The sequence below is a fragment of the Paenibacillus sp. MZ04-78.2 genome (genome assembly GCF_024213375.1).
Taxonomy (GTDB): domain Bacteria; phylum Bacillota; class Bacilli; order Paenibacillales; family NBRC-103111; genus Paenibacillus_G.
Window position 1 is genome coordinate 13343 of sequence record NZ_JANAVJ010000015.1, and the last position, 19862, is coordinate 33204.

21 protein-coding genes and 1 pseudogene are annotated in these 19862 nt (G+C 55.9%); 3 read left to right on the forward strand and 19 right to left on the reverse strand.

The window, feature by feature from the left end; genetic code table 11:
• Window positions 1-9 precede the first annotated feature (9 nt).
• The 3 genes from gatA to NLX71_RS13150 all read right to left on the reverse strand — a co-directional run bounded on the left by gatA (window position 10) and on the right by NLX71_RS13150 (window position 2350).
• Window positions 10-1467, reverse strand: a complete 1458-nt coding sequence (gene gatA / locus NLX71_RS13140) for an Asp-tRNA(Asn)/Glu-tRNA(Gln) amidotransferase subunit GatA (RefSeq protein WP_254364115.1) — start codon at window positions 1465-1467, stop codon at window positions 10-12.
• Between the two features lie 42 nt (window positions 1468-1509).
• A complete protein-coding gene (gene gatC / locus NLX71_RS13145) occupies window positions 1510-1797 on the reverse strand; it encodes an Asp-tRNA(Asn)/Glu-tRNA(Gln) amidotransferase subunit GatC (protein ID WP_036684822.1) in 288 nt (95 codons plus the stop codon).
• Window positions 1798-1972: 175 nt separating this feature from the next.
• Entirely contained in the window at window positions 1973-2350 is a 378-nt protein-coding gene (locus NLX71_RS13150) for an ATPase (protein ID WP_254364117.1), read from the reverse strand.
• Window positions 2351-2678: 328 nt separating this feature from the next.
• Between NLX71_RS13150 and NLX71_RS13155 the strand changes: the two are divergent.
• Window positions 2679-3059, forward strand: a pseudogene (locus NLX71_RS13155) (YfiT family bacillithiol transferase); the annotation flags it as partial.
• Here the strand turns inward: NLX71_RS13155 and NLX71_RS13160 are convergent.
• From NLX71_RS13160 to NLX71_RS13220, 13 genes are all read right to left on the reverse strand, one after another.
• Window positions 3046-4227 carry a M24 family metallopeptidase gene (locus NLX71_RS13160; RefSeq protein WP_254364119.1) on the reverse strand — a complete coding sequence of 394 codons (1182 nt, stop codon included), beginning with the start codon at window positions 4225-4227 and terminating at the stop codon, window positions 3046-3048. The pseudogene NLX71_RS13155 and the gene NLX71_RS13160 overlap by 14 nt on opposite strands.
• A 104-nt stretch (window positions 4228-4331) precedes the next feature.
• Window positions 4332-4913: a hypothetical protein gene (locus NLX71_RS13165; RefSeq protein ID WP_254364120.1), complete on the reverse strand. Its 582-nt coding sequence runs from the start codon at window positions 4911-4913 to the stop codon at window positions 4332-4334.
• Between the two features lie 36 nt (window positions 4914-4949).
• A complete protein-coding gene (locus tag NLX71_RS13170) occupies window positions 4950-5417 on the reverse strand; it encodes a hypothetical protein (RefSeq protein WP_254364122.1) in 468 nt (155 codons plus the stop codon).
• Window positions 5418-5430: 13 nt separating this feature from the next.
• Window positions 5431-5592, reverse strand: coding sequence for a hypothetical protein (locus NLX71_RS13175; RefSeq protein ID WP_010502157.1), 162 nt, complete (start codon window positions 5590-5592; stop codon window positions 5431-5433).
• Window positions 5593-5595: 3 nt separating this feature from the next.
• Window positions 5596-5772 carry a hypothetical protein gene (locus NLX71_RS13180; RefSeq protein WP_167670326.1) on the reverse strand — a complete coding sequence of 59 codons (177 nt, stop codon included), beginning with the start codon at window positions 5770-5772 and terminating at the stop codon, window positions 5596-5598.
• 29 nt (window positions 5773-5801) lie between these two features.
• Entirely contained in the window at window positions 5802-5978 is a 177-nt protein-coding gene (locus NLX71_RS13185) for a hypothetical protein (protein ID WP_254364124.1), read from the reverse strand.
• A gap of 30 nt (window positions 5979-6008) precedes the next feature.
• Window positions 6009-6149, reverse strand: coding sequence for a hypothetical protein (locus NLX71_RS13190; protein WP_254364126.1), 141 nt, complete (start codon window positions 6147-6149; stop codon window positions 6009-6011).
• A gap of 24 nt (window positions 6150-6173) precedes the next feature.
• Complete coding sequence (locus tag NLX71_RS13195) at window positions 6174-7100, reverse strand: hypothetical protein (RefSeq protein ID WP_254364128.1); 927 nt, start codon at window positions 7098-7100, stop codon at window positions 6174-6176.
• A gap of 75 nt (window positions 7101-7175) precedes the next feature.
• Complete coding sequence (locus tag NLX71_RS13200; protein WP_254364134.1) at window positions 7176-8162, reverse strand: type II secretion system F family protein; 987 nt, start codon at window positions 8160-8162, stop codon at window positions 7176-7178.
• Window positions 8159-9607 carry an ATPase, T2SS/T4P/T4SS family gene (locus NLX71_RS13205; protein WP_254364136.1) on the reverse strand — a complete coding sequence of 483 codons (1449 nt, stop codon included), beginning with the start codon at window positions 9605-9607 and terminating at the stop codon, window positions 8159-8161. The genes NLX71_RS13200 and NLX71_RS13205 overlap by 4 nt, the downstream gene beginning before the upstream one ends.
• A gap of 11 nt (window positions 9608-9618) precedes the next feature.
• Window positions 9619-10866 (reverse strand): CpaE/TadZ family protein, encoded by a 1248-nt coding sequence (locus tag NLX71_RS13210; protein WP_254364138.1) that lies wholly within the window; start codon window positions 10864-10866, stop codon window positions 9619-9621.
• Window positions 10863-11777: a CpaB family protein gene (locus tag NLX71_RS13215; protein ID WP_254364140.1), complete on the reverse strand. Its 915-nt coding sequence runs from the start codon at window positions 11775-11777 to the stop codon at window positions 10863-10865. Before NLX71_RS13215 ends, NLX71_RS13210 begins: the two co-directional genes overlap by 4 nt.
• Window positions 11778-11812: 35 nt before the next feature.
• Window positions 11813-13549: a serine/threonine-protein kinase gene (locus NLX71_RS13220; RefSeq protein ID WP_254364142.1), complete on the reverse strand. Its 1737-nt coding sequence runs from the start codon at window positions 13547-13549 to the stop codon at window positions 11813-11815.
• 250 nt (window positions 13550-13799) lie between these two features.
• On the opposite strand from NLX71_RS13220, the gene NLX71_RS13225 reads away from it, so the two are divergent.
• The gene (locus NLX71_RS13225) at window positions 13800-14846 is read left to right on the forward strand and encodes an ArsR/SmtB family transcription factor (protein ID WP_254364145.1); all 1047 of its coding nucleotides are present in this window, start codon (window positions 13800-13802) and stop codon (window positions 14844-14846) included.
• A gap of 16 nt (window positions 14847-14862) precedes the next feature.
• A complete protein-coding gene (locus NLX71_RS13230; protein ID WP_254364147.1) occupies window positions 14863-15606 on the forward strand; it encodes an MFS transporter in 744 nt (247 codons plus the stop codon).
• Window positions 15607-15637: 31 nt separating this feature from the next.
• Here NLX71_RS13230 and NLX71_RS13235 read toward each other — a convergent pair whose 3' ends face one another.
• From NLX71_RS13235 to NLX71_RS13245, 3 genes are all read right to left on the reverse strand, one after another.
• The gene (locus NLX71_RS13235) at window positions 15638-16744 is read right to left on the reverse strand and encodes an RNA-guided endonuclease TnpB family protein (protein ID WP_375377923.1); all 1107 of its coding nucleotides are present in this window, start codon (window positions 16742-16744) and stop codon (window positions 15638-15640) included.
• An 11-nt stretch (window positions 16745-16755) separates the two neighbouring features.
• Entirely contained in the window at window positions 16756-17154 is a 399-nt protein-coding gene (gene tnpA, locus NLX71_RS13240) for an IS200/IS605 family transposase (RefSeq protein WP_254364148.1), read from the reverse strand.
• Between the two features lie 255 nt (window positions 17155-17409).
• Window positions 17410-19437: a glycosyl hydrolase family 18 protein gene (locus NLX71_RS13245; RefSeq protein WP_254364149.1), complete on the reverse strand. Its 2028-nt coding sequence runs from the start codon at window positions 19435-19437 to the stop codon at window positions 17410-17412.
• Window positions 19438-19862 lie beyond the last annotated feature (425 nt).

The window sequence follows — 19862 nt, forward strand, 5'->3', positions numbered from 1 at the left end:
TCCTTTCTATTACAGCTGCGGACGCTGCTTGTGGAAGTCGGTTTGCTGCTCATAAGCGTGAGCGACGCGCAAAATCGTCGATTCGTCCAGCGCCTTGCCGATAATCTGCAATCCGATCGGAAGACCGTCGGCAAATCCGCAAGGAACGTTGATGGCCGGAATGCCGGCGAGGCTGACGGGAATCGTCAAAATATCGTTCAGATACATGGTCAGAGGGTCGTCCGCTTGAGCGCCGATTTTAAAGGCCGGCGTCGGAGCCGTCGGTCCGATAACCACGTCGTATTTTTCGAACACCTGCTCGAAGTCGCGCTTGATCAGCGTACGGACCTTTTGCGCCTTCAAGTAGTAGGCGTCGTAATAACCAGAGCTGAGCGCATACGTTCCGAGCATGATGCGGCGCTTCACTTCATCGCCGAATCCTTGGCTGCGGGATTGGACGTACATATCAAGCAAATTTTTCGGATTGTCCGCGCGCACGCCGTAACGTACGCCGTCGAAGCGCGCCAGGTTGGAGGACGCTTCGGAGGAAGCGAGCAAATAATAAGTCGCAACTGCGTATTCCGAATGCGGCAGCGATACTTCTTCCACAATCGCTCCTTGGCCTTCCAGCACCTTCAAAGCGGTCAAGACGGCATCCTTCACCTTCGGATCGATGCCTTCGCCCAAATATTCCTTTGGGACGGCAATCCGCAGCCCTTGAACGTCGCCCGTCAAAGCGCTGACGTAATCCGGAATTTCCGTGTTAAGCGACGTGGAATCGAGCGGATCGTGCCCGGCAATCGCCTGGAGCAAATAAGCGCTGTCTTCGACGTTTTTGGTGAGCGGACCGATTTGGTCGAGCGAGGACGCGAACGCGACCAGGCCGAAGCGGGAAACGAGTCCGTAAGTCGGCTTAAGGCCGACAATGCCGCAGTATGCCGCAGGTTGTCGGATCGAACCGCCGGTGTCGGAGCCAAGCGAGAAATACACTTCGCCAGCAGCAACCGCCGCCGCAGAGCCACCGCTGGAGCCGCCCGGAACGTAGTCGAGATTCCACGGATTGTGCGTCGGATGGAAGCTGGAGTTTTCGTTGGAGCCGCCCATCGCGAACTCGTCCATATTCAGCTTACCGATGCTGACCGCATCCGCTTCCTTGATCTTACGGACCGCTGTTCCGTCATAAATCGGGTTGTAGTTGCGTAAAAATTGGCTTGCGCACGTTGTCGTGACGCCTTCGGTCACCATGTTATCCTTGATGCCGATCGGCAGCCCGAACAGCAACCCGCGCGGTTCGCTGCCGCCTGCTTTGGCGTCCAGCTCCTTCGCCTTCGTACGGGCGTTCTCCTCGTCCAACTTGAGAAACGCCTTCACTTTGCCGTCAACAGCGGCAATGCGTTTATACGACTCGTCCACCAGATCGGAGACGGTGAGTTCCTTCGCATGAAGCTTGTTATGCAGTTCCTGCAAACGCAAATTAAACAAAGACAAGCACAAGTCCTCCCTTCAGGTTCGCCTCGGTAGATTCCACACTTATTCCAATACGGCAGGCACTTTGATCTGCCCGTCTTCTTCGTCCGGGGCGTTAAGCAGCACTTTCTCAATCGGCAGCGACGGTCTGACCTCGTCTTCACGCATGACATTGACAAGCGGCATCGCGTGGCTGGTCGGTTCGACATCGTCCGTGTTCAATTGCTCCAGCTGCCCGGCATATTTCAATATGGCGTTCAACTGCTCGGTAAACTGCTCTTTCTCGCGGTCGCTTAGCTCCAGTCGGGCGAGCGCGGCCACATGTTCGACATCCTTCACGGTTATGCTCATTCCTGCACCTCACTCTACTGACGATCATTCTTATCATTATAGCGGAGTTAAAGGTTGAACTCAATTGGGAACGGCGTGATTTTGCCCAAAAGAAAAAGAACCAGCAGCGCCCCTTTCGAGGCCACAACCCGATTCTTTCGTTTCTACTCTATCACGTTTCTATTAAATACACGCTTCAGATCCAAGCCCTCAGATTGACTTGCTTGATGAAGTCTTCTTTGGACTGCACCTCTTTATTCGTCTCCGCTACGACTTCTTCCGTATCGCCGTTCATTACCCGGCGAAACAGCTCTTCGTTCTTCGTCGCGAGTGCAAAATCGATCAGCGCTTCTCGTTCCAGCCGATCCACTTCCAGCTGAATGAGTACTTCCTCCAGCTCGACATCGGCGCCCGGTACGAAGTAATGCTTGTTCACTTTCGGAATCCGAACCACGTAATCGAACACATTGTCCGCATTGCGGTCGTACGCGATAATATATCCATATTCGCCGATCGGCAAATTTAGTTCGAAGCTGTCGCCAATAATAACGATCTTCTGTCCCAGACGCAGCATGGACGTTCCCCCTCTTGGTCAACCGGCCCTTGCCTTGGATTCATGCTCTATTTGCTGACTTCATTAACATAGAATGCATGGTGTAAGGAATTTGTGTATGATGCAATGAATCTCTCTTACAACGGTCACAGAGCGTTGATAATGAATTCTATTATATTATCATCTTTTCGAGGGTTAGGCAATGTGATGTACCTCGTCCGAGTGAACCAAAAATATCCCGCTTGTTGGGTGGCAGAAGGACTTCAACGCTGTTCCAGCCAATCTATCTAAGAGACAGAGATTGCTAGACCAGATTTAGAAGGGATTGGTCTTCAATTTTATCTTTTATGAGGCTCGGCTCGATATGCCTTACCGGCCGGGAGGATGGACGATGAGACAGGTCGTTCATCATATGGCGGACAGCCACATGAACAGCTTCATTCGCTTTAAGCTGGCATTGACGGAGGAAGTGCCCATGATCAAGCCGTATCGGGAGGAACGCTGGGCGGAGCTGCCGGATACCCGGCAAGCCCCGGTCGCGTTATCGCTAGCGCTGCTGGACGCCTTGCACGAACGATGGGTGCTGCTGCTGCGTAGCCTCTCGGATGAGGAGCTTGCAAGAGAGTTTCGCCATCCGGACAGCGGCATCATCCGGCTCGATCAAAATATTGGGCTGTACGCTTGGCACGGCAGGCACCATTTGGCGCACATACGCCTTATAACCGGATGAGCCCTTCCCGCGATACAGTCAGCTTCTCGAAGCCGTTGTCCGTCACCGCGTAGCTATTCTCAATTCCGACAACCCCCCGCCCGGGGAAGGTAAACTTCGGTTCGATCGCAATAACCATCCCCGGCTCCAACGGATACCGGAAGCCTTTGGCCAGCACAGGCAGCTCGTCGAGCTCCAGGCCGATACCGTGTCCTAAAAATTTGACCTGGTCGTCGCCGAAGCCCATATATTGCTCACCAAGCCCTGCTTCCTGGGCCATGCCAAGCGAATGGATGTAGAGCTGCTCGCACAACGTACCGGGCTTCAGCATCGATTCGACGCTGCGGATGATGGCCTCGGATACGTCATATGCCTGTCGCAGGTCGTCTGGCAAATCGCCGATCACAGCCGTCCGGGTCTGATCGATCACGTATCCGTCGATGCAGCATCCGATATCGATCAAGATCGGCTCGTTCCGCTCGATCGGCCTCCGGCTTACGCTCTGCGGGACGGCCGGACCGAGCCCTTGACCGCCCGCCGGGCCGTCAAAGTATGTCGGCTTGGCAACGGCTTCGCCTGCGCCAATCACTCCGGTAAGCACTTCTTGGTTATATCCGCGCAGACGCATCACCCCGATATGGCCGTGCAGCCGGATATGGTGTTCGACGGCGCTCATCAGCTCCAATTCGGTCATGCCCGGCTTAAGCTTCGCGAGCGCATCCTCAAGCGCGCCGTCGATGATTCGTGCAGCTTCGCGGATACAAGCGATCTCGTGCGGCGATTTGATCATGCGCGTCTCGCGGATCAGCATGGACCCATCCTTCCACACAACGTGTGGAAGCACACTTTGCAACCGCTGCCATTGCTGTACGGGCAGCACGTCGAATTCAGCGGCAAGCGTTACGGCGGAACCGGACGCAAGCTGCGGAAACGTTTGGGCCAGTTGGGCGCCGAAGGCGCGGAACGAGCCGAGCGGCTCTACTGCGGCTGCGGATTCCTCCTGTGCGCGCAAGACGCTGCGGCGGACGTAAAAGCGCGGCTCGCCCTCCGCAGGAACGAACAGATAACCGGTCTGCATGGAGCCGGTCAAATAATACAAGTCCACATTTTGCGTAATCATCATGCCGTCAAGCTGATGGGCCTGCAGCTTCTGCTGCAAGCGACCGATGCGTTGTACGTATTCGGTCATATTTAGTCCCTCCTATGGCAGAAATCCTGTATCTCTACATTACCTGCCGCAACTGGAAAATGCAAAAGAGGAGCTTTGAACGAAAGACTCCGGTCTTTGGAGAGTTAACGGAATCGGACGCTGGCGACGCTGCTGAGCACAACCGGCTCGTTGCGGGAAAGACCGAGCAAAGGCTGGTTCATCTCCACGATAGCAACGACAGAAGGCCCATAAATCGTCACCTGAACGTTACGCGTCGTTTGCTTGGCTGTACCGGTATGAATGGTAATCGTTCGCTGAAGCACATAAGGATACGCGGGACTGGTGACAAATTCCAAACGATGCACGATGGGGGCCTCGCGAAGGTGGCTTCCCGCTTCCGGCGTCAGATCGCTGTCCAGCTTCAAGTTCAGCCGAAGGTACCGGTAGAAATCATCCGTCCCCTTCGCGCTGTCCCACACAAGGCGGCCGAGCGCCGCTTCCTCCGGCACGATGTCCAATGAGGCGGCATGCGTAGCACGATCAAGCAGCGGTTTGGTTTTGTTCATGCCGTACGTTTGCATCATCCAATTGAACGCAATAACCCAAATAAAAGCGGCTGTCATCATACCGAGCAAGCCAAACAGCAACAAATGCGCGCTCCCCTTTTCGTCCTTCAGCAAGCCGTACGCTCCCGCTCTCAACCGACATTGCCATGCCCGCCGCACACGTATTTCCCTCCTTTTCCAGTAAATTGCTTCAAGCTACTCATAAGCTTCGCTTTTTCCGTACAGCACCAAATGATAAAACCCTTCTTGGGCCGATGCGTTCCCTCCACCCCCGATGGCGTTCAGCATACGGCTCAAATTCGGCGCGGGATACTTGAGAACGAGCTTCACCGTCGGGTCAGCGGCATCGCGAAGCACTTTGCTCCGAGTGCTCCCCATATAGGACGGATAGGCCGTGCCGTTCACCGTCACGTCTCCCATCCCGAGCGAGGCTAATCTGGCGTTCATATTGGACTCCACTGTCGGGCTTAAATAGCCGACGGATTCCATTTCCTTGAGCGCATGATTGGCAATCGTGTTCAGATGGTCCGCCTTCATCGTATAGACAAAGAACGGGACGATCGCGAGCGAAAGAAACAGCAGCACAGGCATTAAGAAGAGCGTTACGAGGACGTTGGCCATTCCCTGCTCGTCTTGCAGAAAAGCAGCGATTTTGCTTTTCACTACAACATCACCGTCAATTTGTGACATAATCGAAGCTGCGTACCTGATTCGTAACCGTCGTATGACCGTTGCGAACCTGCTGCTTCAGACCAGCGCCGCCGGCCGGTTGAAAAATATAAATCGAAATGCCGAAAATGAGCACGACCGCTAAACATAATGTAATTAGTTTGCTCATGGTTCAAGGCTGCTTCAAGGTAGCTTCGCCGCTTGTTTGATTGACCGTTGCCTGAGACACGCTCTCGTAAAGTTTTGTTCCCTTGCCCCCTACCGCAGGACCAACCTTCGATCCGGCTACAAACATAGCCGCTCCGCCGAGCAATACCGTCAATAAGCAGGCAATAACCAGTTTTCCCACAGGGCTCTCATCCTTTTCTGTCGTTTAGATTATGGTGCGGTCGTAATGACGGAGCCGCTGCGTACATCCACCTGAGCTCCGGAGATGCTTGTGTTGAGCCTGCCTCCCTTATCCCCTACTGCCGGACCGACCTTCGCTCCTGCGACGAACATCGCCGCTCCACCCAACAGGACGGTCAGCAGGCAGGCAATGACTAACTTTCCCATAGCTCTCTCTCCTTCGCGATCGTTATCGTTTCATTGAAACGCATTGTTGATTTGCGTGTTCGTCTTCGCTCCCGCCGTGCCGGCCGCCGGAACGATCTGCGCGCCGAGCACATACAGCGTAGCGCCCCCCAGCAGTACCGCCATCAGCATGGCAATTACGATTTTGGACATATGCGTCCCCGCCTTTCCCTGCGCCTAACCCTCGAAGCTTGTCATCAACTGCTCGGATATGGTGACAATCCATGGGTACAAAAACAGCAGAACGATAACGGCAAACGGAATCATGATATAAAAGCTGATCCAAATCGGGGCGTTCTCCAGTTTCCGTTGAATATCCGCCGTCAGCGTCGCCTCGATGCTGGAGGTCTGCTCCTTGAGCACTTTGGCCATTTCGTTCGTATCGGCCTGGCAGACCGCATCCAAGGCGTTAACGAGCGGGAACACCTCCGAGATGCCGACCGCTTCCTTAAAGCGCCAAATGGCAGCCCGCTGATCTTTGCCCCACATGACCGTCAGCTCCTGCAAATGCGGCTTCAACAGCTTGAGCGGCCGTCCGGCGCGAATCAGCATCTCCCGAATGTCCGCCTTCTCACTGACACAGATCGACAGCCGCTGAGACAGCTTGGCGATTTCGAGCAGATACCCGGTTCGCTTCTGCGCCGCCGCCACATGGACAAACAACAGCGGAGCCCACCAGCCCAAAGCTGTGCAAAGCAGCAGCTTAAGCCCTAATCCGAACCACGGGCCGAGCCCCGGATTCGCAAGCAAATCGGGGCTTGCCGCCGCTTGAGCCATAAAGCCGACCAACAGCATCGTGAGAGCGAGCCCTGCGCGAAGCAGGCGAAAGCGCTGATAGCCCCAATCCGCAGGCAGACCGGCAAGCCGGGCTTTCTCGGCAAACGCGCGCGCCTTGGGACTCAGCGCTTCCTCCTGCCGGTCCATGGCAAGCATCCGATGCTCCCGCCGCTTCAGCGCTTCCAGCATCATCGCCAAACGGCTGGCCCTTCCGAAGCGGATGCGTCCGAGAAGCGGGAACCACAACAGCGCGCTGCCCGCTATGAACAACAGGGCAAACAGCGCTTGAAAGGCCAGCATCCAACCGTTTGAAACCACTCCCGTCATCGGGCATTCTCCTCTCCGGAAAATAGGATATCGCGTCGCAGCGAAAGTTTTGCCGACTGGCTAATCATCGCTCGCTTAAAACGCTTTGCGGCCCGATTTGATGACCATGATCATCGAAATAAACATGACGGCGCTGGAGACGATCAGCAGCGACTTGCCGACCGGATCGACGAAATAGTGGCGGTAGTTCGCCCCGTCGGCATAAATGTTGAAGCCGACAACGAAGAAAGCAAAGCCGATCATAAATGCCGTACCGAGCCGGTAAACGGTAATCATGGCGAGCCGGTTCTCTTCGTGCCGCTTGGCCGCTTGCATCTTGCCGACCAAGTGATGCAGCGATTCGGTGACATCGGTGCCGTAGTGCGAGCCGATCAGCAGCAAATCCGCGAGATCGTCGGCCCATTCGCTCTGGATTCGGCGCGCAAACTCGTACAGCGCTTCATCGACCGATTTCATATGAAGCGCGAGCTCCAAGCGTCTCCATTCGCTTTGGACCTCGTCCGGCATCGTCTTCGACGCTTTGACGATCACTTCGGCCAGCGTCAGCCGGGGGCGGTAATAGCCGATCAAGTTCTGCACGAGCATGATCATGCGGTTCGCAATGCGGTGACGCTTGCGCTGAACGCGAAACCGGACATAAAAGTAAGGAAACGAGCCGAGCAAAAAGGCGATAGCGCCGCTGAGCGTCCATACGTGAAAGCCCTGCAGCCGGTCCGCGCCGACGGCAAAACGCTGCTGCATCAGCTGCACGGCCGCATCCGAACCGAAAAATCCGACAAACGCCAACAGCAGCATGACTGCGCCGATCGCCTCGACCCCGATCTTGAGCTCGGCAACTTCCATTTCCTCGGCCAAATGTCGGATAGGCCTAAGGCCGGTAAGCGATCTCCCCATGGTTCGACGGCCGGGATCGCCCCCGAGCGACCGGAAGCGGCGGCGCCGGGCCGCGCCGGCCCCGGTCACCCGCAACAACCACACGACCAGCAGCAGCGACCCGACGATCCAGCAGCCAAAGAGCAAGCCCTTGAGACTGCCTTGAATGAGCTGCGCCGACACACTCATGCTCCCCATACCCCCAGTTCCCGAAACTCGTCGGGATTGGCGCCGTTTGCCACGAGATGGTCCATCAGCGAACGGCTGAACCGCTCACCGGTAAACCTCCACGTCTGCCGCTGAAAATCCCATTCGACCAGCGGACGGATATGTACCGTCTGCCGCTCGTCCACAGAAAGCTCCGTAATTTCCGTCGCGACCCGAACCGGCTTTCCCCCGATGCGCACCAGCCGCAAAAACACAATAAGGTTAAACGCCCGGGCTACGCGCCGGACGGTATCGGTTTGGTCATGCTGCCGCCCGTCCTGCTTGATCATATCCACGACGTCGCTGATAAACGAATCGCGATACTTCGTATGCATCGTGCCCATCATGTCGTGACCGCGCAGCGCGCCCTGCACCATCTGGGACACCTCGGAGCCTTTCGCTTCACCGACGATCACCCAATGCGGGCTCATCACAAGCAATGGCTTGAACGATTCCTCCATGCTCAGCCCGATCTCATCCACTTCCCGGACGGCCAAAATGTTCCGGTTCCCCCGTAGCCGCTCACGGAGCGCGACCTCGAATTCTTTCTCCAGCGTCCGAATCCGTTCGTTCTCCGGAATTTCCTGCGCCAGCGCGAACAAAAACGTCGTCTTGCCGGTCGCCGTGCCCCCGCCGATCAAAAAGCTGGCATGGTAGCGGACCAGCAGGCGCAGGAGACGCGCCATCGGCTCGTTCAACGTATGTAAATCGGCCAGCAGTTCAAGAGTCACGTCCTTGACGATGAAATTGCGGATATGAATGCTCGGGACATCGGAATAAGGCGGCCGGGTCATCACGAGCCGCGAACGGTTCCACAAATAGGACTGGATGAACGGCTGCCGCTCGTTGATCGGCTTTTTGCCGCACAGCGCCAAACGGTCCTGCAGCAGCAAAACGTCGGCAAGTGAAGCGAACCGGCGGGAATGACGCGTCATCTCTCCGTTGCGAAGCAGAAAGATGTCGCAGCCGATGACCTGAACCTCTTCCACGTCGGGCAGCCGGTACAAATCCTCGATCAATCCCGCGCCGCACGTGTCGGCAAATACGCACTCCGTCGGGGTCAGCGGCGGCGTCAGCGTGTCCGGGTCGATATCGATGCGGTATTCGGTCAGCAGCGTATCGATGACCGCTTTCATCCGTACCTGCGCCAGCGGCTCGCCAAGTCCGGCTTGCAAAATATCTTCGTACAGCGCCTGGTCCTTCTTGGAGCGCTCGGTTAAATGCTCGTACACCAGCTTCACCGCATCGGCCAGCGGTATCCGCTGCACGCCTTTTTTATGCACGGCCGCGTTCAGGCTCGCCCACGAGGCAGGCATACGCTCGCGCGCTTGGTCCGCCTGCATCAGATCCTTCAAATATTGCCCGGCGTCGAATCGGGTTCTCGGGCGCATCCGCCCGCCCGCTCGATGGGCTGTCGGTAATGACAAATCAGTCCCTCCTATCCGAACAAGGCGCTCAATCTGGAGATCCACCCCGGTTTACGCCGCTGGCCCGGAACAAGCTCCATTCCCTGCACGTCTCCTTCGGCGCGCTTCGTCAGCAATGCCGCCAACCCGTCGATCGCTTCGGTGAACGGCTCCGCCTTCGGCATCAAGTAAAGGGGCACCCCTTCATGCACGGCTTTCATGCCGAGACCGCCCGGCGCATTCGGAATCGAAGCGCCCAAAGACATGTGCAGCGCGTCCGCGATCCGTTCGGGCTTATCGTCCGACGATGCACGGTTGAGGATCAGCGAGATGTCAGACGGAGTCAGGCCGCAATATTTCCAATAGCAATCAAACCATTCGCGCCAACTCGTGCGGTAAGAAGCATAGTTGTTCTGGGCGACGAGCCAACGAATGTCGGCTCCGCGGACGACACACACCGTCGCGGCGTTATCCGGGTAGGCGTTCAGATCGACCAGCGTAACGTCGAATACGGATCTTGCCGTCTGTAGCAAATGCGCCATCATTTCCGGCGTCATATCGAGCGCGGTGTCTCGGCGGGGCGAGCCGGTCAAAATGTGCAGTCCGGTCATCTTCCGATACGTCATACATGAATCGAGCAGGTCTTCGGGCTGCAGCGTATGGGTCTGCAGCTTCGGCCGCAGCTTGAATTGGCTGCGGTCCGTCTCCGTCAAATTCAGCTGCGAGCGAATTTCCGGGTTGCGCAGATTCGCATCGATCAGCCCGACGCGCAGACGGTTCGCCGATGCCAGCGCAAGCGCCGTATTGACGGCGACCGTCGTCGCCCCGTCCTTGCTGCTCGCAGACCAGACGGCAACCACGATGCCGCTTCGCTTCTCGCCGGTCGCCTTGCGGACGCTGCGTCCTTCGACGGAAGCGGCGAGCGCCTCGAACGTCTCCTGCTCCGTTCCGCCCAGCGGCAAAACGGTGAAACCGAGCGTCAACGCCAGTCGCGTCAACGCCTCCAGCATGAACGAATCGTATACGGCTTCGTCCGGGGCTACGACGACGCGGGCCTGAGGCTGCTTGCGCCGGATCTCCGGCATCCAATCCCAAGGATACGAATCGTAGAACAAGCCGGTATGGACGGCAATAACGTCGAACGGTTCTTCCAGCCGGGCGAGCAACCGGTCACGGTGCTGTACCGTCACGATGCTATCCGAGTCCGAGCCGGCACGACTTAATTGCGCCCCCAAAAGATCCGCCGCTCCGGCCTGCGGGTGTGCCAACAATAGGTTCATGATGCCGGTTTCACCTCCGTTGCTTTGAGCCCTGGCAAAACGCTGCCGTTCCCCTGCGCGGCAGCGGGCTCCTTTTCCTTGCCGCTGATCTGGCTTCGATTCAGCTCGCCTTTCACTTGAACCTGGGGCTTGGTTTTGCTGAACAAATCCGCTTCCTTAAGCTCCTGAAACAATCCCGTAACGGTTCCCGAAACGGCGGCGGGCGCGGACAGGTCGGGCAGCGCCAGCTTAATCTTTCCGCCGATGCCGCCGAGCACGTAGGCCTCGTACACTTCGTCGTTCATCATGTAAGTGTTCAGCTCTGGCTTCCCGTTCGGCTTGGAACGGGCGTTCTGCAATTGGATTTGGTTCGGCTGAACGACCGTTTCAATCGTCGCTCCGTCCGTCACCTCCAGCCCTTCGGCCGTCTTGACCGCCGTAACCGGAAGCTGCTCGATAATTTTGACCGCGCCGACGCTCCATAGCGCGCCGGAGCCGGTCGTGACGAACTTGGGCGTCTCGAATTCGACCCATACGTCGACGCGATCGCCGCGCCGAACCATATTGTTGACATTGACGGCCGCATCCGTCTTGAAGCTGAAATAACGCTCTCCCATACGGGGTACTGTGCTGCGGTCGGTCAACTTCCACGAAACCAGCTCCTCGCTGTCCGCAATCGGCACAAGCACCGTCTTGCCGATCAGCGCTTCAAGGTCCGTTACGGCTTCGGAGCTGTGAGCCGCCAGCGGAATGACCGCTTTGCGGAGCATGGAAGCTTCGACGACTTCCCCGCTTTGCAGCATCCTTACCGGCTTGACCGTCGTCATGGTGCGAACTTGAATTTCGGTATGCTTCATGAACTGCCAATATCCGTATATCGATCCCGCCATCAGCACGCAGCCCAGCGTGATGACGATCCATGCTTTCTGCAAACCGCTACCTCCTCCTGTTTTTCTGGATAAACGGGTTATTTGTTGGATTGGAACAACCGCAGCAGCTTGGTCGCGGGACCGAAACGATTCCGCTCCCGCTGCGCGGGGATGACCTCGTCCGGCAGCCACCGCCGGAGCCACGGCAGCATGGCCTCGCGAAGCGCGTCCCGGACCGGCGGCATGTCGTGCGGCAGCCGCCCTTGCCAGCCGGCCTCGGTCAGCGCCGCCAGATCCACTGCGGGCAGCAGGCAGGCGGGGCGCTGCGGGAGCAAGCGCAGCCACGCTTCCGTTTGCGGCGACTTCAGCGCCTTGACCGCGAAGCAGTGCAGTCGCCGTCCCGGCGCCAGCCACGCTTCAAGCTGCCGCAGGCGTCGGCGCGTCGCGGGAAGCTCCAGCTTATGCGCGAAAGGGTCGACGGCATAGACGACGTCCGTCGCGGTTTCGAGCAGCTCGCGCACCGCAGGATGGTCCCACTGCGCGCCGACGTCCACGATGCACACTGGGCGTCGGACCGCGTGAAACAGCTTCAGCCAGCCTCCGGCGTCAAGCTGCGTTTCTTCCGCGCCGGCGGCGGGCTCTTCGGCGGGCAGCCACAGCGTGTGGCCGTCCGCCCAAGGCCGCTCGTCCGGGCGGCCGCCTTGCCCCGCCGCGTTGTAGCAGCGATACGCCGACGGCGCGTTCTTGTCCGCGAACAGCAGCGCGGACAGCTCCGCCTGCGGAGCAGGCGGCTCGATCACGGCGTGCGGGACGCCGAGATCGTGAAGCTGCCGCGCGAGCGCAAGCGCGGCAAAGGTGGCCCCGGCGCCCGGGTACAGGGCGCCGACCGCCACCACGAGCGGCGGCGTCCACGCCGCTCCCGGCTGTAGCGGCGCGCCGGCCTGCGCCGCCGGCCGCTGCGGCAGCTGCGCAGCCAGCCAGCCCGCCAGCGCGGCCCCGGCTTCGCGCGCGTCCGCGAACCGGCCGTCCGGGCTTGCGCGCAGCAGCCGCAGCACAATCGGCGTGAGCCCGGGCGGGATCGCCGCTTCCGCTTCGCGGTAAGGGCTTTGCGGATTGTAATACGCGCCCCCGCTCAGCAAAAAATACAGCAATGCGCCGAGGCCGTACAGATCGGTGTGCGGATCGCTCTGCCGCCCGTCGAACTGCTCCGGCGCGGCAAAGCCGACCGTGCCGAGCAGCACCGTATCGGCGGCTTGCTCCGCTTTAAAGCTGCGTGCGGTCCCGAAGTCGATCAAGCGCACCCGTCCGTCCGTATCCAGCATCAGGTTGGACGGCTTCAAATCGCGGTGAATGATCGGCTCCGGACGGAGCGAATGCAAATAATCGAGCAGCCCGCAGAGCTGCTGCGCAATCTCCGCCGCCTGTCCCTCGCTCATGCGGCGGCCCAGCCGCTCGAAACGCTGCAACAGCGTTTCCCCTTCGATATAATCCATGACCAGATACAGAAAACCGTGGGCGTTGGCAGGAACGTAATCGACGATATCCGGCAGATTCGGATGACTCAAACGGCTCATCGTCTCCGCTTCCTTAAGCAGCACGTGCCGCCGCAACGCCGCCTCCTGGCCGCTTTCCCCCGCGGACGGGTCGTCCCCGACATATGTCTCCTTCACGGCCCACTTCTTCCCCTTCAGCTTCAAGTCTTCCGCCAAAAACACCCGGCTCATCCCGCCGCTCCCCAGAGGAGCCATGATCCGGTAGCGCCCCGTCAGCGTCTGACCCGGCTGTAAACCATAATGCAGCATGGCTTCGTTTCCCCGCCTTTCGTTCGCAGACAACGACAAAAAACCGCCTTACGCATGCAAACAATGCATGACATAAGGCGGTTCTTCCGCACAATGTAATGAGATTGTTTATAAACTATCATAGTTTTACCAAAATTTCAACAACCGATTTAAAGACAGCCTTTGTCCCATACCTAAAGGAAGACCGTCGGTCTTTTTCGAATTTGGATTCTAAATATATTGAATTGTAAATTCTAATGTTATAGAATAAATGAAAATCATTTAATTCGAAGAGGTGATTGGGTTGGACATCATTCAAGCCACGGGACGGAAGCGGGAGACGTATCAAGTGCAGCTCGAATATTCGCTGCTGTGGGAATGCGCGATGGGGATTGCGGCTGTGACGAACACACCGCTTCTTCATACGCTGGAGAAGCCGATGGAACATTGGACGCAGCTCAAAGCCTCGTTATCCAAAGAGCTGCTGGGGCACTTGGCTTTTGTAGAAAAGCACAATACTTGGAAGGCTTTGCTTCAGCTGCTCCATCAACAGGCTTTCGCTTCTCTGCCCGATTTTCTGGCCTATACCGAGCGTTTGGCCCCGGAGGAGTTGAAAAGCATCTGCCTTCCCTATCTAGGAAAAGAGTACCAGAATTCGCGCAAGCAGGCGGCTTCCGGCGACAGGAAGGCCGTACAAGAGCTGCAGGAACTGACAAGCGGGAACCCGTTCTTCCCGGCCTATATCGATTTTATCTGCACAACCGATCCAGCAAAGCTGAAGCGTCATCTCACGGAAGTGATGTCAGGCTGGTACGAGGAGGTTATCGAGGCGGAAGCGGAGCAGCTCCTTGCCGTTTTGACCAGAGACTGCGAAGCCAAGCGCAACATGCAGCAAAGGATGGCCCCGGAGGAGCTTGTCGAATGGGCCACCGGCGGGGTCGCGTATTCGCCGGAACCGAGCGTTCACCGGGTGCTGCTCATCCCGCAAATCGCTTACCGGCCATGGAACATCGAAGCGGATATCGAAGGGACGAAGGTGTTTCATTATCCCGTAGCAAGCGATAGCATCCACCCTGCCGATAAGTACATGCCTAACGCGTCGCTCGTTCTTAAGCATAAGGCGCTCGGCGACGAAATCCGGCTGCGCATCGTCAAGCTGCTGTCTGAAGAGGACCGGAGCCTGCAAGATTTGACGGATCGGCTGAATATCGGAAAATCGACGATTCATCATCATTTGAAGCTGCTCCGTGCGGCAAGGCTGGTCGACATCCGCGATGCCAAGTACCGTGTCAAAACGAAAGCCATCGATACGCTGGCCCAAGAGCTGGCCGATTATTTACGACAAGACTAATAAAGGTGGGCGGAGCATGGAAGCATCGGCTGCCGAACGAAGCCATAGGCCTTCGCTGCCGGAATTCAAAAGGAACTATCCCGTCTTCCGCTTCGTCGGAAGCAGCTTTATTTCCTACTGCGGAGATCAAATTCAGCTTATCGCGATTCCCCTGCTCGTTCTGGCGATTACAGGCTCGCCGGTCAGTATGGGAACCGTAACCGCGCTCGAACGCCTGCCGGTGCTGCTGCAGCCCTTGACCGGTATCTGGTCCGACCGGTTGAACCGTAAAACGCTGCTGCTGCTCTGTGATCTCGGCAGAGGCGTCATTACGGGGCTGCTGGGTCTTCTGTTCATCATGGATTCGCTGGAAATGTGGCACATGTACATCGGCGCCTTGACCGCCGGCATGCTCGGTCAAATCTATACGACGGCGCAAATTGCCTCCGTGCCGAATCTCGTCCGAAAAAGCGATTTACAAACGGTGAATGCGGTCAATTCAGGTTTTGCGAACTTGGCCGTTCTCGCAGCGCCCGGTCTCGGAGGAATGGTAATCAGCTTATACAATCCCGGATATGCAATACTCGTCAACAGCGCCACTTTTTTTATCTCGTTTCTGACGGTTCTCAGCCTTCCCATCCGGCGTGCGGTTGCAGGCCCCAATACGGCCAAGGTCAGGTTCAATAGCTTTTACGAGGATGTGAACTACCCGCCACCTGCGCTTGGCTTAGAGGTGGGGGCTTCTAAGGTAATCGTACCTAGCGGTACGAAATTTACTTAGCTATCGAGCCTGTTCCATGCTCTATATATGATTATGCTAACCATCGCAATCCTTCACGCTTGATATTGATCGAAGCATTCCAGTCTCGATCTGCTACAAAACCACAATCGCAGTGGAATGTACGCTCAGAAAGAGACAGAGACTCCTTCACTTGACCGCAACTTGAACATGTTTTGGATGAGGGAAACCACTTATCTATTTTGATAAGCCTTTTCCCTAGCTCCTCTAACTTGTATTGGAGAAATGTCGTGAACATGCCCCATGCATTATCGGCAACGCTTTTACCGAAATTAAGGGCTTGTGACATTCCCTTCATGTTGAGATCTTCGATAACCACGCAATCATACTGTTTCGCTAATCTGTGCGATTCCTTATGTAGAAAGTCTTTTCGCCCGTTTGCAATTCTTTCGTGTAATTTGGCAATTTTCAATCGTTGCTTATGCCAACGGTTAGAACCTTTCTTTCTACGTGACAGAATACGCTGTTCCTTCGCTAATTTTTCCAAGGCTCGACGATAGAAATGAGGGGAATTGGCTGTCTTCCCCTCTTCACTTTCAACAAATAAGCTGTTCATGGAAAAATCCAAGCCAACAACAGCTTGTACTTCTTTTGGTACAGGTTGATGTTCGTATTCGGTGAGGATCGAAATATAGTATTTTCCTGTTTTTGTTCGAGAAACCGTACAAGACTTGATGATGTGATGTGACGGAATTTCTCGATGCTGCTTCATTTTTACAAGTTTCAGTTTCGGTAATTTGATACAGCCATCCAAGAGCATGATGTTCCCGTTGACCACGTTCGTTGTATAAGACTGCTTTGCTTTGTGACTTTTGAACTTCGGAAATTCAGCACGTCTGGAAAAGAAGTTTTGGTATGCCTTTTGCAGATGGAGCTGAGCGTTTGCTAACGCAAGGCTATCTACTTCCTTTAGCCAAGGATGCTCACTCTTGTATTTTGCAGGTGTAGGTAACTTTTGTTTCTTCAACGCATCTGGATCATCCTTGAATTGCTCGTAGGTTTCCTTTCGTTCAGCCAACATTTTGTTGTACACAAAACGAACGCAACCGAAGGTTTTTACAAGCAGTTGTTCTTGTTGAGCCGTTGGGTACAATCGGAACTTATAGGCCTTGTTTGCTATGTCCAGTCACCTCACTTCATCCCTTGATTTTCGATATATTTCTTTATCACTTCAAGGGGTGCGCCACCAGTTGTAAGTAAGCAAAAACTTCTTGACCAAAAGTATTCTTTCCAAAGCTTCTCTCTCACTTGTGGAAACTCTTTTTTCATCAGCCTCGAGCTTGCACTTTTATAAGCATTGATGAATTTTGACAATTCGGTGTTCGGGTGTGCTTTGAACAAAATATGCACATGGTCCATGTCATGATTCCATTCGACTAAGGATATATTATAGTTTTCACCTAATCGAACAAACATTTCTTTCGCATAGTCAGATAGGGTATCATCCATCACTTTTCTACGATATTTCACAACCAAAACAAGATGATAATACAGAGAGAACACCGAATGATTATTGTTGTCTAATTTCATTTATATAACAGTATTTCTTTTAATCTAAGACTGATTATATCTCATCATAGAAAATATGGCAACAAAAAAAGACTGTAGGCTTCGCCTACCGAAATTCATCTCCCACTTTCATCAAGCTTCGCAAGATTTAGAAGTGGGAGACTTCTTTCGGAGGGAAGTTAAAGGACAAACAAAAGACCTCCGCCCGATGAGGGCGAAGGCCGGAAATCATTAGTGCGATATGAAGCGTCTGCGGTGCTCTTATTATCGGGTATTTTACGGATTGAGACCGTTTTTCACGATCGTTTGCAACGTTTTGTTGCGGTCCTGCGTCAATTCCCACGTCATGGCGCCGGCAAGTCCTTTGGACTTGATGTAATCGACCTTATGCTGAATCGATTCGGCGTCGTCGTACGAGATGAAGACGCCGCCGTTCGGCTGATACAGGAACGGTGTTTTAGTTACGTTGTTCCAGTGGCGGGTATAGCCGTTTTTGTTGATATAGTTGGCTTCCAGATCGTAGAAGTCGAACGTTCCTTTCTCCCACGTTCCTTTCTGAGATACGCCGGAGCATTGTTGATACTGGCCGTTATTCGCCGAGGCGCAGCCCTGCCAGCCTTTGCCGTAGTACGGGAGGCCGAGCACCAGCTTGGAAGCGGGCACGCCGGCGTTCAAATGATTTGTAACCGCCTTGTCAACGTTGAAGTTGACCGGATCTGCGCTGTTATCCGCCGGGTCAAAGTACAGCGGAGCGTTGTGTCCGGATTTGGATTCCCAGCCGCCGTGGAAATCGTACGTCATGATGTTGATCCAATCGAGAGTTTGCGCGACTTTGGACAGCTCCGTGTTGTTCACGAAATTTGGGCCTGCCCCGGATGCAATCGTCAGCAAGTACTGCTTACCGTCGGCTGCGCCGGCGGCATTCAGCTCGCTCCTGACCGCCTGCAGCAGCAGCGTGAAGTTTTGCTTATCCTCCGGACGCTTGCCGTTGCCCGCCAGACCGCCGCTGACCGGGTATTCCCAGTCGAGATCGACGCCGTCAAACTGGTATTTGCGGAGGAAGTCAACCGCCGATTTGGCAAAATTGGTCCGTGCCGCCGGATCGGCCGCCACGTCCGAGAACCGGTTGGACCAGCTCCACCCGCCGACGGAAATGAGCGTCTTCAGATGCGGGTTCGCCTTCTTCAGCTTGATCAATTGATTGAAGCTGCCTTTGAGCGGCTGATCCCACGTATCTCCCGGATACGACATGCCGGTATCGGCCCAAGGATCGCCCTGAACGATGGAGCCGTTCGGTACGTTGATATTGCCCTTTTCATCTTGGCAAGCCCAGGTTTGCGGGTTCGGTCCGGTCGGCTCCGGGTTGCCGTGTCTGCCGTTCCAGCAAATGTCCGCGAAGGCGTAGTTGATATGGGTGATCTTCGAAGCGTCGATTTCCGGCACCTTGAAGTTGCGCCCATAGACCGCCCAAGCCGGGTAATACGTGACGATTTTCTTGTCGCCGCCACTACCGCTGCCGGATGTTGTAACCGTCACGGCATTGCTGGCAGCGGATACGTTACCGGCCGCGTCTTTAGCTTTCACTGTAAACGTATACGAGGTCGAATCCGTTAGACCGGCTACGGTATACGAGGTCGTGGCAGCGCTTCCAACAAGCGTCCCGCCTTGGTACACATCATATCCCGTCACGCCGACGTTATCGGTCGATGCCGTCCACGTTAGCGTCACGCTGGTTGATGTTACGTTGGAAGCGCTAACACTTGTTGGCGCGGTAGGCGGCGTCGTGTCGGTAGGAGCGCCGTCCGTCGTGACGGTGACGGCATTGCTGGCGGCAGATACGTTGCCGGCGGCGTCCTTGGCTTTCACCGTAAACGTGTACGAAGTCGACGGCGTTAGGCCACTCACGGTATACGAAGTCGTGGCAGCGCTTCCAACAAACGTCCCGCTTTGGTACACGTCATATCCCGTTACGCCGACGTTATCGGTCGATGCGCCCCAGGATAAGTTGACGGTAGTCGATGTTTTGCCGGTAATGTTTAGATTGGCCGGTGCGGCAGGAGGCTGGGTATCCGTCCCGCCGCCGCTATGCGTCTTCCACAGGGCGGGAACGTTCGGCGGCTCCCATCCGGCGAGCGAGGTATGGGCTTGAAGACATTGATAATCTGAGCCTCCATAAGTGACAATATCGCCCATTTTGTACGAGGTATTCGGCGCCCAAGCAGCAGCGGCGAAGGCGGCCGCCGGCAGCAGCGAGGCAAGCAGCACGACGACCAGCAGCAGCGCCCAAGCTTTTCGTTTCATCATAAACTACAACAGCTCCTTTGTTTACGTTTTCCTTTCCGGCATATCGTCCTTAACCATCGGGCTGACATCATCATCAATTATCGGCAGGGTTCCCTCCTCTCATCATCCTAGCTTCCATTATCAGGGTTCTCCCCCACGTTGTAACGGATAATTTTCTCCAGAAAGAGGGGTAAATTTCTACAAGCTCCCTGTGAATACCCGGATAACCGGCGTCGTCTGGGGCAATAGGACGTACATCGACGTGGACAGCCCGAGCGACTCGGAGAAAAAATGACAATCGATAAAAGCCATGTGAGTTACCTCCCGTTGTAGCGAATCCTATCGTATCCCGTCAATTCCCAAACCCAGTATATCGCTTCGGACCAAAACGCGCCATTGAAAACCTGCTGTGAAAGCGATGGAAGGGAGGGGAAGCGGCTGCACGC

What these genes read in the sequence shown, in the direction of transcription:
- gatC (WP_036684822.1), bottom strand. Translation starts at nt 1,797, where the DNA reads ATGAGCATAACCGTGAAGGATGTCGAACATGTGGCCGCGCTCGCCCGA.
- NLX71_RS13150 (WP_254364117.1), bottom strand. Translation starts at nt 2,350, where the DNA reads ATGCTGCGTCTGGGACAGAAGATCGTTATTATTGGCGACAGCTTCGAA.
- NLX71_RS13160 (WP_254364119.1), bottom strand. Translation starts at nt 4,227, where the DNA reads ATGACCGAATACGTACAACGCATCGGTCGCTTGCAGCAGAAGCTGCAG.
- NLX71_RS13175 (WP_010502157.1), bottom strand. Translation starts at nt 5,592, where the DNA reads ATGAGCAAACTAATTACATTATGTTTAGCGGTCGTGCTCATTTTCGGC.
- NLX71_RS13185 (WP_254364124.1), bottom strand. Translation starts at nt 5,978, where the DNA reads ATGGGAAAGTTAGTCATTGCCTGCCTGCTGACCGTCCTGTTGGGTGGA.
- NLX71_RS13190 (WP_254364126.1), bottom strand. Translation starts at nt 6,149, where the DNA reads ATGTCCAAAATCGTAATTGCCATGCTGATGGCGGTACTGCTGGGGGGC.
- NLX71_RS13195 (WP_254364128.1), bottom strand. Translation starts at nt 7,100, where the DNA reads ATGACGGGAGTGGTTTCAAACGGTTGGATGCTGGCCTTTCAAGCGCTG.
- NLX71_RS13200 (WP_254364134.1), bottom strand. Translation starts at nt 8,162, where the DNA reads ATGAGTGTGTCGGCGCAGCTCATTCAAGGCAGTCTCAAGGGCTTGCTC.
- NLX71_RS13210 (WP_254364138.1), bottom strand. Translation starts at nt 10,866, where the DNA reads ATGAACCTATTGTTGGCACACCCGCAGGCCGGAGCGGCGGATCTTTTG.
- NLX71_RS13230 (WP_254364147.1), top strand. Translation starts at nt 14,863, where the DNA reads ATGGAAGCATCGGCTGCCGAACGAAGCCATAGGCCTTCGCTGCCGGAA.
- tnpA (WP_254364148.1), bottom strand. Translation starts at nt 17,154, where the DNA reads ATGAAATTAGACAACAATAATCATTCGGTGTTCTCTCTGTATTATCAT.
- NLX71_RS13245 (WP_254364149.1), bottom strand. Translation starts at nt 19,437, where the DNA reads ATGATGAAACGAAAAGCTTGGGCGCTGCTGCTGGTCGTCGTGCTGCTT.